Source organism: Microcystis sp. M083S1, from assembly GCF_020246405.1.
Taxonomy (GTDB): domain Bacteria; phylum Cyanobacteriota; class Cyanobacteriia; order Cyanobacteriales; family Microcystaceae; genus Microcystis; species Microcystis aeruginosa_C.
The window spans coordinates 1-11,917 of sequence record NZ_JADBTB010000156.1 but is presented as its reverse complement, the minus strand read 5'-3'; the positions used below and the strand labels follow the sequence as shown (position 1 = coordinate 11,917).

Annotated in this window: 9 protein-coding genes and 3 pseudogenes; 6 read left to right on the top strand and 6 right to left on the bottom strand. The window is 42.2% G+C overall.

Translation table 11 applies throughout. The features are described from left to right. Positions 1–133: pseudogene (locus IM450_RS14885) on the top strand (IS630-like element ISMae24 family transposase); the annotation flags it as partial. 450 nt (positions 134–583) lie between these two features. Here the strand turns inward: IM450_RS14885 and IM450_RS14880 are convergent. The 4 genes from IM450_RS14880 to IM450_RS14865 form a co-directional block, all read right to left on the bottom strand. Beyond that, the gene (locus tag IM450_RS14880) at positions 584–1,255 is read right to left on the bottom strand and encodes a riboflavin synthase (RefSeq protein ID WP_002800010.1); all 672 of its coding nucleotides are present in this window, start codon (positions 1,253–1,255) and stop codon (positions 584–586) included. A 15-nt stretch (positions 1,256–1,270) separates the two neighbouring features. Continuing rightward, a complete protein-coding gene (gene proA / locus IM450_RS14875; RefSeq protein ID WP_287666972.1) occupies positions 1,271–2,566 on the bottom strand; it encodes a glutamate-5-semialdehyde dehydrogenase in 1,296 nt (431 codons plus the stop codon). 482 nt (positions 2,567–3,048) lie between these two features. Then, entirely contained in the window at positions 3,049–4,221 is a 1,173-nt protein-coding gene (gene dxr / locus IM450_RS14870) for a 1-deoxy-D-xylulose-5-phosphate reductoisomerase (protein ID WP_287666969.1), read from the bottom strand. A gap of 492 nt (positions 4,222–4,713) precedes the next feature. Further along, positions 4,714–5,547 carry an acyl-CoA desaturase gene (locus tag IM450_RS14865; RefSeq protein WP_002748596.1) on the bottom strand — a complete coding sequence of 278 codons (834 nt, stop codon included), beginning with the start codon at positions 5,545–5,547 and terminating at the stop codon, positions 4,714–4,716. 119 nt (positions 5,548–5,666) lie between these two features. Here IM450_RS14865 and IM450_RS22555 point away from each other — a divergent pair. Both IM450_RS22555 and IM450_RS14860 read left to right on the top strand, forming a co-directional pair. Beyond that, positions 5,667–5,765: pseudogene (locus IM450_RS22555) on the top strand (aluminum resistance protein); the annotation flags it as partial. A 206-nt stretch (positions 5,766–5,971) separates the two neighbouring features. Then, entirely contained in the window at positions 5,972–7,258 is a 1,287-nt protein-coding gene (locus tag IM450_RS14860; protein WP_287666963.1) for an ABC transporter permease, read from the top strand. 12 nt (positions 7,259–7,270) lie between these two features. Here the strand turns inward: IM450_RS14860 and IM450_RS14855 are convergent, their stop codons facing one another. Then, positions 7,271–7,933: an ABC transporter ATP-binding protein gene (locus IM450_RS14855; protein WP_287666976.1), complete on the bottom strand. Its 663-nt coding sequence runs from the start codon at positions 7,931–7,933 to the stop codon at positions 7,271–7,273. A gap of 402 nt (positions 7,934–8,335) precedes the next feature. On the opposite strand from IM450_RS14855, the gene IM450_RS14850 reads away from it, so the two are divergent. The 3 genes from IM450_RS14850 (at position 8,336) to IM450_RS14840 (ending at position 11,797) form a co-directional block, all read left to right on the top strand. After that, on the top strand, positions 8,336–8,608 hold the full coding sequence (locus tag IM450_RS14850; protein WP_287666961.1) for a hypothetical protein: 273 nt from the start codon (positions 8,336–8,338) through the stop codon (positions 8,606–8,608). A 324-nt stretch (positions 8,609–8,932) separates the two neighbouring features. After that, entirely contained in the window at positions 8,933–10,546 is a 1,614-nt protein-coding gene (locus tag IM450_RS14845) for a cytochrome b5-like heme/steroid binding domain-containing protein (protein ID WP_002800019.1), read from the top strand. 153 nt (positions 10,547–10,699) lie between these two features. After that, the gene (locus tag IM450_RS14840) at positions 10,700–11,797 is read left to right on the top strand and encodes a type III polyketide synthase (protein WP_287666956.1); all 1,098 of its coding nucleotides are present in this window, start codon (positions 10,700–10,702) and stop codon (positions 11,795–11,797) included. Here the strand turns inward: IM450_RS14840 and IM450_RS14835 are convergent. Continuing rightward, positions 11,788–11,917 (bottom strand): annotated as a pseudogene (locus tag IM450_RS14835) (IS30 family transposase); the annotation flags it as partial. The gene IM450_RS14840 and the pseudogene IM450_RS14835 sit on opposite strands and share 10 nt — an antisense overlap.

The following is an 11,917-nucleotide window of genomic DNA, read 5'->3' as shown; positions in this document are numbered from 1 at the left end:
TGAAATATTATGGAGATTTTTAAAATATGAATGGATTGAATTTAGCGCCTATAAAGACCGAAAGAGCCTCCTCGCTTACGTTAAAAAAGTGCTGGACAATTTTGGAGGCGAGTATGTAATTAATTTTGCCTAGGTACTTACGAAAATTGTTTTCTTGATGTCGGGACCAATTTTGAGCTTCTACGGGAAACCACACCCCGCTACCAATAGCAGGGACGAAACTCAGTACAGCAAGTAAAGAGAAAATTAATTTCATAGAGAGCAGGGTTTAAAGGAGTATTCTGTTTTCTTACATTAGCCGTTTTTAGAGGGGCTGAAACCTTTAATCTAGTGCTTTTTCCCTCATGGCATATTCTCTTGTAATAAGTAGTCGTGCAAAATAAATTTCCTAGTGAAGAAAGGCAATCATGCAAAAGGCAAGAGGCAAGAGGTGGTTAGATATGTGTAATTAATTTTGCTTAGGTACTTAGTGATGATGGCCGATCTAAATAGGGTTTGCTGAAAAACTTTTTGCCGCAAACCCTATATATATAACGAGTCGTGCAAAATTGATTTTATAGCTGAAAAGGCTTTTTCTGGAAAACTAATAACCATGTTCAGCCAGAAATTCTAGGCTAATCTCACTAGGAGCGTGATAAGAGCGCATTCCTAGCAATTTTTCCACATATTTGCCTAAAATATCCCCTTCTAGATTCACCCAATCGCCTAATTTTAAATGGGAAAGATTGGTTTCGGCGTAGGTGTGGGGGATGACAGCCACTTTAAACCAGCTACCGTAGGCATCACAATCGGCCACGGTTAAACTAATGCCATTAACAGCTATACTGCCCTTACCGACGATATAACGAGCTATGTAGTTATTCCACTGCTCTTCTAGGGAACTAGGGGCAGCAAAGGTCATTTCCCAAGAATTAGCCACGATTATCGATTCGACTAAACAGCCAATACCGTCCACATGACCCGTGACAAAATGACCGCCGATTTTACTACCCACCCGCAGAGAGGTTTCTAGGTTAACGTTGGTTTCTGTGTGAATTCTTCGTCCTAAAGTAGTGCGCTGTAGGGTTTCCGGGGAAGCAGTGGCCAGAAAACCCTCTGGGAGAATTTCCTCAACTGTCAAACAAACCCCATCCACAGCCACACTATCACCAATAATTAAATCTTGGAGAATTGTATCAGAGGATACAGACAAATAGAGTCTATCAGTATCCACGACCCGAATTGTTGCCAAGGCTTGAATTAATCCTGTAAACATCTGCTTTTTTCTCGACTATAAATCCTTGTGAGTGAAAGATTGGGCATTTTCCCCAGAATAATCGGCGACAATATGACCATCTCCCACTAATTGATATTTGTAGGTCACTAATCCCTCTAATCCCACCGGACCGCGGGGAGGCATTTTTTGGGTACTGATACCCACTTCGGCCCCAAAACCGTAACGGAAACCATCGGCAAATCGGGTGGAACAATTATGAAAAACTCCGGCAGCATCGACTCGATCGCTAAAGGTTTTGGCCGTGTTAAAATTTTCGCTGACAATGGCTTCCGTGTGTCGAGAACCGTAATAATTAATATGTTCGATTGCCGATTCTAGACTATCGACAATTTTAATTGACAGGATTAAATCACTATATTCTGTTTGCCAGTCCTGTTCTGTGGCCGATGGTACGTTAATCATCTGACGAGTTGCTTCATCTCCCAATAATTTAACCTTTTTTTCCTCTAATGCCTGGGCCACTGCGGGTAAAAATTGTCTAGCGATGTCTTGATGAACCAATAAAGTTTCAATGGTATTACAAGCGGCAGGATATTGGGTTTTGCCATCGACGGTAATCCTAATTGCTTTGCTTAAATCAGCTTCTTTGTCGATGTAGAGATGACAGATACCATCGGCATGACCGAGGACGGGAATGCGGGTATTATTTTGGATATAACGCACAAATTCGTTAGAACCTCTAGGAATTATTAAATCGATGTATTGCTCAAGTTTTAATAGTTCCTGAATTTCTTCTCGTGTTGTTAATAATCGTACCGCCGCCGGATTAACTTTAGTTTCACTCAATGCCTGATGAATAATTGTTACTAAAGCTTGACAAGAACGGATCGCCTCTTTCCCCCCTTTTAAAATAACGCCATTACCGGATTTTATCGCTAAACTGGTAATTTGAATTAAAGCATCGGGACGAGCTTCAAAAATCACCCCTAAAACCCCTAAAGGACAGGTTATTCTCCGAAGAATTAAACCTTGATCTAATTGCCGATTAATTTGTATAGTAGCTAAAGGATCTGCTAATTTAGCCACATCTCGCACCCCGGCAATAGCGGCTTTTAATTTGCCCGGACTTAACTCTAATCGCGCACATAAAGCCGGAGATAATTGCATCGCTTTGGCAGTTTGAACATCGGCGATATTAGCTTCTAGTATCTTATCGGCATTGGCAGTCAAAGCCTCAGCAATAGCCTCTAAAGCTTCATTCCTTTCTTCGTTAGTCAGGATAGCCAGTTGACGACTCGCTTGACGGGTTTCTCTGGCGATTTCGGGGAGGGATAGAGAAGTTGTAACCATAGAAAATTAAAAGTAATAACCGCTATCTTGTTTATTTTATCTTATTTTTGAGAAAGCTTCAGGGTCATTAGACCTCATTGTAAAAATCAAAAATTGTTGTTAGGGTTAGGAGTCAGTAGTCAGGAGAATTAAGAATGAATAATAGTCAATTAAATGGTCTATTTACAGATTTGGCTCTCTTGAGTTTGGTGGGTAAAATGTACTCTAAGATACAGTCCTGCCAGCGAGCGACTAGAACGAACCACAAAGACACAAAGGACACAAAGATCGATCCTATATAAGTTAAACTTATCACACAAAGAATAAGAAAACCCTGATTTTAGGCAATTTAATCTTTATTTTCGACGTTTATTGAAGGTTATCAACTCTTGTCATGATCATCATAAATCTAGTTAAATAGAAAAAATAGCCGAAATTAGTGATTTTTCTATCCTAGACCTGTAGAGACATTATAGTTAACATCCCTACAGGATCTAGACTATCTAGACCGGATTGGCAATCAGACAGTTAGATACTTCTTGACGCGCCCAATTATCGGCGGACAAAATATCATCTAGGCTAGGGGTAGAAGTGTTATGAATTGTAAAGCGATCGCAAACTTTTTCGATCACCCGGGGAATATCTAAGAAGCTAATCTTTTCTTCTAAAAATAATGCTACCGCTTGTTCATTGGCCGCGTTTAATACTGCTGGCATTGCCCCACCTGCCCGGCCAGCTGCGTAGGCTAATCCCATACAGGGATATTTTTGATGATCGGGTTCTTTGAAGGTTAAACTACCAGCTTTAACTAAATTTAAAGGTTCCCAATCGGTATAAATTCTTTCGGGCCAAGACAAGGCATATAACAGGGGTAAACGCATATCGGGCCAGCCTAATTGGGCTAAAACCGAGGTATCCTGTAACTCAATTAAAGAGTGAATAATACTTTGGGGATGAATAACAATATCGATCGCATTATAATCAACACCAAATAAATAATGAGCTTCGATAACTTCTAGACCTTTATTCATTAAAGTAGCCGAATCGATGGTGATTTTTCTGCCCATCGACCAGTTAGGATGTTTGAGGGCATCAGCTACGGTTACTTGTGGCAATTTTTCCACGGGTAGATCCCGAAAAGCACCCCCAGAAGCGGTGAGAATAATCTTTTTTAATCCCCCAGTGGGAACTCCCTGTAAACATTGAAAAATAGCTGAATGTTCCGAATCGGCAGGTAATAATTTAACTCGGTGTTTTTCCACTAAAGGCAACACCACCGGACCGCCAGCAATCAGGGTTTCTTTATTAGCGAGGGCGATATCTTTACCGGCAGTAATAGCGGCAATTGTCGGCAGCAATCCCGCACAACCGACAATTCCCGTGACGACGCTTTCGGAATCGCCATAACGGGCCACTTCGATTACTCCTTCCTTTCCTGCTAGGATAATCGGGGTATAGTCAAGGTCGGAAATTAGGCTTTTTAGGTCTTCTAGTTGACTTTCGTTATTAATCGCCACGATTTGCGGGCGAAATTGCCGAATTTGCTCCGATAGTAGTTGAATATTATTACCCGTGGCTAATCCCACCACTTGAAACTTATCGGGATGATCGGTGACAATATCGAGAGTTTGAGTACCGATCGAGCCTGTAGAGCCTAAAATCGAGATTTTTTTCATAGAAACTTACTATAATTTGGGGATTAGCTTTTAATATACGTTCTCTGGGGTCTTTCCGGCACATCAGCGTAAATATTAAGTATTTGTTAAAAAAGTTGCTAGTTTGACCTTTTTATGCTATGGCTTAGAAAAAGTTAGCGATAGAGATGGTTACAGGGAAGAAATCGAATAGAAAGGCCAATGGATTAGGCTGTCTAGCGGGGGGTCTGGTTTTTTGCCTCTTATTTCCCCTGTGTTTTTTCTTTTTTGGTTGGTTATCCTTCGCTGTTGGCCCGATGGGTTGCGCTCTCCCCAGTCAATGTTCGGCAGCAGCAGCATTCATGAAAGGGATTCTGTCCTTAATTCTTTTTTTTGGGGGAGGATTGGCATTACCTATATTCCTCAGTTGTGCCGTGGGAAAAGCTGTCAGATTTGGGTTAAGTCGGAGAAAAAATAACCGAACTTAAACTTAAGTTCGGCTAGATTTATAATCTATTTAACAACTGGATAAAACTAACTTTCTGTCGCCGTTGCCGTGGTGGGGGGTAACTTAATATTAGTAGCTAATCCCAGAATTTGCAGCAGACGAATGGTCATCCAAGTCAGGTCAACTTCCCACCATTGTAGGCCATGACGGGCAGAATACTGATAGGCATGGTGATTATTGTGCCAACCTTCACCGAAAGTTAAGAGAGCAACCCACCAACAATTTTTAGAATTATCGTGGGACTCATGGCTAACATAACCAAATTTGTGGGTGGCGCTGTTGACAAACCAAGTGGAGTGGAAAACTAAGACCAAGCGAACAAAAATTCCCCAAATTACAAACGGCCAACCACCCATAGCATAGAGAATTAAGCCTAAAACAATTTGGATAGGAACAAAATAATTTTGACAGAATTTATAGAAAGGATCGTCGGCGATATCTTGGGTAAAACGGGCAATTTCTTCGTCGGCAGGAATTTCGTGCAGCATCCAACCCATGTGACTCCACCAGAAACCTTTATTAGAATCGTGGGGATCGGGAGCAGTATCAGAATATTTATGATGAATACGATGTAAACCTATCCATGCGATCGCACCCCCCTGACAAGCGAGGGTCCCGCACAAAACCAGAAAGTATTCTAACCATTTGGGAGTCTTAAAACTCCGATGGGAAACCAAACGATGGAAACCGAGGGTAATTCCTAAACCCCCGGTAATCCAATAAAGAATCAATGTCACTCCCACAGCACCCCAGCTAAAATTGCCAGGCAAGAAGGCTAAAAGAGCCACTAAGTGGATAAAAGCCATGTAGATGAGAGTCACCCAGTCAATGGGAAGTTTTTCGGAAGTCGCAACAGTCATTGAATAACCCAAAGGGAAACAACAGGAGACAGAGCATCATTGTCTTATCTGTCTCGATTTGACACAGGGGGAACTTTGACGCTTAATAAATAGTAACAAATATCACAGTCTATTGTTTGATGGATATCCCCCCTCTACTCGACGGGGCAGCAAAGGCCTTACTCCCCATCTTTTCGGAAATTGACGCACAGGTCAAGGAAAATCTCGCTAAAATCTTATTGGGAAAGTATGGCGAAGCGATTGATTTCCCTAAGTGAGGGTTTTTATCGGCAATGCTATCGGACGGGAAAGCCGCAGTCAATACAGCCTAATCTCTTCTAGAAACAGTAAATAAGGTGATTTATAGATAAAAAAGACAAATAAGTCCAAAATATCTGTTTTATCCGCTCAGAACTCTATATTTAGCCAGATTAAATAGAACTCAATGACTCTTAACTTACCTAAACAAATAGTTCAGGCTAATCATCCTCATCCCGTGGCGATCGGCGAAATTGTCTCGATAGCGATCGAAGCCCTCTGGAGTAATAAACTGCGGACTTTGTTAACCATGTTAGGGGTGATTATTGGCATTGCCTCCGTGATTGCTCTCACCTCCGTAGGCCAAGGAGTACAAAAAGCCACCGAACAAAAAATTCAATCTCTAGGTACTAATGTTTTACAAATTTTACCCGGAGAAGCCAGAACCGGGGGGATTAGTCTCGGCCGCGGTTCCAGTAGTACCTTAATCTGGGAAGATGCCAAAGTTATTCAAAATCAAGTTCCTGGTGTGCAGGTGGTCTCCGCCTATCTGCAGCGTCCAGCACCAGTGGTGGCGGGCGAGGTCAATCATGCCACTAATGTGGTGGGCATCGATCTCAACTACATGAAAGCCAGAAATACAGAACTCAGCCAAGGTCGATTTTTTACCGAGGAAGAAATGGCACAGGCGACACCAGTGGCGATTTTAGGCTCGACTCTGTTAACAGAACTCTTTGGCGATGATACTAATCCTATCGGCAAAAAGCTTTGGATTGAAAGAAAAAATAGTTACGAAATTATTGGGGTATTTGAGCCAAAAGGTGCAGAAGGTTCGATTAATCGCGACGATCAGGTCTTTATTCCTCTGAGCAATATGTCTTCTCGTCTGGTGGGCAATAATTCTTTAAGTGGTAAGGCCGTTAACGGCATTTATGTCAAAGTTGACCAGCAAGATCAGATGAAAAATGCCGAGTATCAAATTACTAATCTTTTGCGTCAGCGCCACAATCTCGCCGCTGCTCAAGCCGATGATTTTAGCATTAGAAACCAAACAGATGTGGTCAAAACCTTGACCACGGTAGTGGGTTTGTTTACAGTGATGCTGGTGGCGATCGCTGGCATTTCCTTAGTAGTCGGCGGTATTGGCATCGCTAATATCATGTTAGTTTCCGTGGTGGAACGCACCAGGGAAATCGGGATTCGCAAAGCTGTGGGGGCTACCCGTTCGGCAATCCTCCAGCAGTTTTTAGCGGAATCGGTGATGATTTCCCTGACTGGCGGCGGCATCGGTGTATTATCGGGAATTTTAGTCGCCCTCTGTAGCGCCCAGATTTTCCGATTTCCCTTTGTCTTATCAGGTTGGTCGATAGTCAGTGGATTTGGCTTATCTTTTATCGTTGGTTTGTTAGCAGGAGTAATTCCCGCCCGTTCTGCCGCTCATTTAGACCCGATTACCGCTTTACGACGGGATTGAGGCCAGTACATCCTAAAAAACGATTAAGCCATCTTGAAGACGGATCACCCGCCTAGTTTGGGCAGCTACATCAGGATCGTGGGTGACAATCACAATCGTGATCCCCTGTTGATTGAGTTCGGTTAGTAAATCCATCAGTTCTTGGGAAGTTTGTGTATCTAAGGCCCCCGTCGGCTCATCGGCCAACACCAGAGCCGGTTGATTAACTAGGGCCCGGGCGATGGCGACTCGCTGTTGTTGTCCCCCGGAAAGTTGGCTAGGCCGATTGTGGAGATAATTAGCCAATCCAACTCTAGCTAAAGCTTGCATCGCTCTTTGACGACGCTTTGGCTTGGGAACATTGGCATAGACCATCGGCAACATGACATTTTCTAGGGCAGTGGAGCGGGACAATAAATTAAATTGTTGGAAGACAAAGCCAATCCTCTGATTGCGAATATAAGCCAGTTGGTTATCGTCCAAGTTCTTTAAGTTTCTGCCTTCTAAAATATATTGTCCCCCCGTCGGGCGATCGAGGCAGCCGATAATATTCATCAAGGTTGATTTCCCGGAACCCGAAGCTCCCATAATGGATATGTATTCCCCTGACCGAATTTCCAGATCTATGCCCCGAAGAACAGGAATTTTCACTTCCCCTAGAGAGTAAATTTTTGTAATCGTCTGCAAGAAAATCATTGTTTTTACCACGGGTGTTTTGGGATAATTTTGCCCTAAAAATTAGGTTAAGCAGTGGAATGTCAAAAATGGCACTATGTTAACAAATATGAAGTAAATTTTTTAGTGCTGGTTGACTATCAACGGCTATTTTTATCGGTAAGTTCCAACTATGTCCACATTTAAAGATGAATGTATCCGATTTTGTCCACTTTCTGGGAGTTATCTCAACTAGACACTTGATTAAAACTCTTTTTTTGCTCAAGAGAGGAAATTATTAAGAAATAAAAAATATCTGGAATCACTGGCAAATAGTGAGAATAAAATAAAAAAACTAAATAGTAAGTATAGGGAGAAATCAATCAATGTTAACACCAAGACATCCTCACCCCCCCCGCTGCCCCGCAAAGCCCTCCTCCTGGTGTGCCTCAAAGTCCTCCTCCCGGAGCGCATCAAGGGTTTCCACCTGGTGGACACCAGAACAATCCTCCGGGGACACCGCAGCCCTTTGCACCGACTGGGGCAGGACCTGCCAATCTACCGCGTCTAACAGAACAAGATCAAGAACTCTTAAAACAATTACTCGGTAATGATGAACAGGCTCAAGCTTTAGGGGGAATGTTACAAAACTCACCGCCAGAAATTGCCGCTTTGGGTTATTTAATCTTACGAGTATTTGAACGTAGTCAGTCCTAATTGGTCTGGTTCTTCGGTTGCTTGTCTGCTTACCAAAGAGCAGAAATGTCATAGTTGCCGAAGAACTTTTATACCGTTTTTTTGAGATACAACAATTTTGGCAATTTCTAATTTTTCCCTGATAACATAGTTATTTCCCTCTATAAGCCCTGGGAATTTACCTTTAGCACTTCTCAAAAAAACATTTTTAGATTCCATCCTACTCGGTCAATCCCTATCTACACAACCCCAGAGACTTAAGAGAGCGTTATCTTGATTTTCCCCGCCAGCTTAGGTCGGGATTCTGCCAGAGAAAATATAGTCAAACGAGGATGAAAATTTACTATGAACTCAGAACAAAAAATCAATACTCCCCAAAACGTCCCAGCACCAACACCATTTCCTAATCAGTCAGGAGTGATGCCCTCATTGCCGCCCACAGATGCCGGCCGGGGGGCGCCTCATAATCAAGGTGGAGTGAGTCCCTTCATGCCGCCCCCCTTGCCAGGAGATAACGAACCACCGCCCCATCCCCCCGACGGTACACCCTTGCCGAATGTCTGGATTTATGAAGGAGAAGCCTATGATCTCACGGAATTTATTGCCAAGCATCCGGGGGGACAATTTTTTATTGGACGTACCAAGAACAGAGATATAACCACGATTGTCAATATCTTTCATCCCAATCCTGAAAGAGTCAAAAAAGTCCTGCAAAAATATTCCCTTGGACAACAGGGAAGACCAGAGCATATTCATCCTAAATACAACGCTCCTGCCTTCTTATTTAAAGAGCATTTTAATGGTTGGCGGGATACTCCTCGCTATGATTTCCGCAACCCAGAACAATTGCTTAATAAGATTAAAGCCAGAGTTTACTCTCCAGAATTTAAACAGAAAGTGGAGCGCATGGATTTTCTGTTTAATGTTATCAGTATCTGTCTTTTTCTTATCTATTTTGTGGTGCAGGGGCTGTACTTAGAGGCCAGACAGTATATGCCGATTTACCTATTTGTGCCTCTCATCGCTATGCTAAGAATTGCCCTAGCAGGGGTAGGTCACTACCTAATTCATCGGCCACAAGTGGGATTAAACAAGGTATTTGCCAATATTTTTGATATTAACTACGTTCCCCTCGCTTTAGTAGTAATAGACGGTCATACTTTACTGCATCATCCTTTTACCCAAACCGATGTTGATATCAAAAAGAATGTTTTCACCTTCATGTTAGAATTGCCTCGTTTTTATCGAGTTCCAGTACATACATTCCATAAAATAGGTCATGTGGTTACGGGAATGTTTGTTCGCATTATGGAATTATGTATCCTCGCTTTTAAAGCAGGTGTTAAGAATATGTATGGCAGTTGGCAGCTGGGATTACCCCATTTTTTAGGTAGTTTTGGTATTCACTTATTACTATTAATCGAACTGGTTATCTTTTGTCTGTACGGTCAATTTTGGGCTTGGTTAGCACAGTTTTTCCTTACCCTCTGGATTAGCACTTTTATGATTGTGGCTAGTCATGATTTTGAAGCCGAAGAACCGCCAATAGATCCTATGGCACCACCTCAATGGGAAACCCAAGATTGGGCGGTTATGCAGATTAAAAATTCCTACGATTTGACCATGGTAGGTAATAAGTATATTGACTGTTTTCTCTCGGCGGGCTTGGCTCCCCACCGGGTGCATCACGTTCTTCCCCAACAAAAAAGTGGTTTTGCCAATATCATCAGTGAAGATATTGTCCGGGAAGAATCGGAAAAATTCGGAGTTGAATGGGCGGCACCTCAAAACTTCTTTTTTGACCGCCTACCAGGGCTAATTAAACACTATCTAGCTGTGCCATCCCGATTAGCCAAAGAGAAGGAGTTGGGATTATTGAAAGAACATTTTCACCCGCAAGCCTTAAGAACAACCCTAGACTATATTGTCAAAGGTTGGGCTGGTATTGGTTCAATTTGAGCCAACAAAAACCAGAAATTCTGTCGGAAAGTTTCGGGAAAATTATTGGGCATCTTACGGATATAATAAAGACCCAGACTTTTCCCTAGCTTTCCAGGCAATTGGTTGACAGAAACCCTCCCTATAATACCTAAACTGGTTCTGATATTTGCCATGCAATCTTCTCAGTTTTTACCTGTCATTGAAAGTCTCGCCACTGGCACTCCGGGCAATCTTGTCCAACAAACGGATGCCGCTAAATTTTTAGCTAACCTCAAAGGTCTAGAGAAGAATCAACATCGTATCGAAAAAATCTACGAACATACCCGGATTGACACTAGGCATCTAGCTATTAACTTATTAACTGAAGAAACTGTTAACTTTAGTAGAGAAAAGGGAACTATTGAACAACGAATGCAAATGTACGAAAAATATGGGCTTCCCCTAGCAGAAGATGTGGCGAGAAGAGTTATTTTAGCCGCATCGGAGCAACAGAAAAATCATAATCCTTTGAGTACAGAAAAGATCGAGGATTCTATTGGTCTAATCGTATTCGTCACCAGTACAGGCTTTGTGGCCCCGGGTATAGATGCTCAATTAATTAAAAGTTTAGGACTTCGACGCAACATTGCTAGAGTGCCAGTTAATTTTATGGGTTGTGCAGCCGCGATGAATGGTTTACGAGTAGCCTGTGATCATGTAAGAGCCAACCCTGAGCATAAAGCTTTAGTAATTTGTTTAGAATTAAGTTCTATTAATGCCGTTTTTCAAGATGATTTAAATGACATTATCATTCATAGTATTTTTGGTGATGGTTGTGCGGCAGTAGTAATCGGAGCCTACGAACCAGAACAAATACAAGGTCGAGGAAAATTTATCATTCGGGATAATTTTAGTTATCTGGCTGAAAATACCGAAGACGGCATTACCTTAGGCATTAGAGACAATGGTATTACCTGTCTGCTGTCCCGTCAATTACCTGATTATATTGAGTCTGGTGTCGGTCGAATTATTACTAATTTTCTGAATAGTCATGAGATAACCAAGGAAGATATTGATTTATGGATGGTTCACCCTGGAGGGACAAAAATTATTGAAAAAGTGCAACTTTCCCTAGATTTAAATGATGAACAAGTGGCCGATAGTTGGGGAGTTCTCCGTCAATACGGCAACCTACTTAGTTGTGCGATTTTATTTGTAATGGAACGCATGATCTTAAGATTAGAACAAGGATGTGAGACGCAAGCTCTGAAACGGCCAATTCAAGTCTGAATTGCATCACTGTCTGATCTATCTTTATAGAATACCTCATTCGGGGTACGATAGTCAAGACATTTTCGAGGACGATTGTTAATCAAGTTTACGGCTCTTTCCACCTCCTCTGGCTTAACG

Coding starts and splice junctions, on each gene's coding strand:
- IM450_RS14880 (WP_002800010.1), bottom strand. CDS start 1,255: ATGTTTACAGGATTAATTCAAGCCTTGGCAACAATTCGGGTCGTGGAT.
- proA (WP_287666972.1), bottom strand. CDS start 2,566: ATGGTTACAACTTCTCTATCCCTCCCCGAAATCGCCAGAGAAACCCGT.
- dxr (WP_287666969.1), bottom strand. CDS start 4,221: ATGAAAAAAATCTCGATTTTAGGCTCTACAGGCTCGATCGGTACTCAA.
- IM450_RS14865 (WP_002748596.1), bottom strand. CDS start 5,547: ATGACTGTTGCGACTTCCGAAAAACTTCCCATTGACTGGGTGACTCTC.
- IM450_RS14860 (WP_287666963.1), top strand. CDS start 5,972: ATGACTCTTAACTTACCTAAACAAATAGTTCAGGCTAATCATCCTCAT.
- IM450_RS14855 (WP_287666976.1), bottom strand. CDS start 7,933: ATGATTTTCTTGCAGACGATTACAAAAATTTACTCTCTAGGGGAAGTG.
- IM450_RS14845 (WP_002800019.1), top strand. CDS start 8,933: ATGAACTCAGAACAAAAAATCAATACTCCCCAAAACGTCCCAGCACCA.
- IM450_RS14840 (WP_287666956.1), top strand. CDS start 10,700: ATGCAATCTTCTCAGTTTTTACCTGTCATTGAAAGTCTCGCCACTGGC.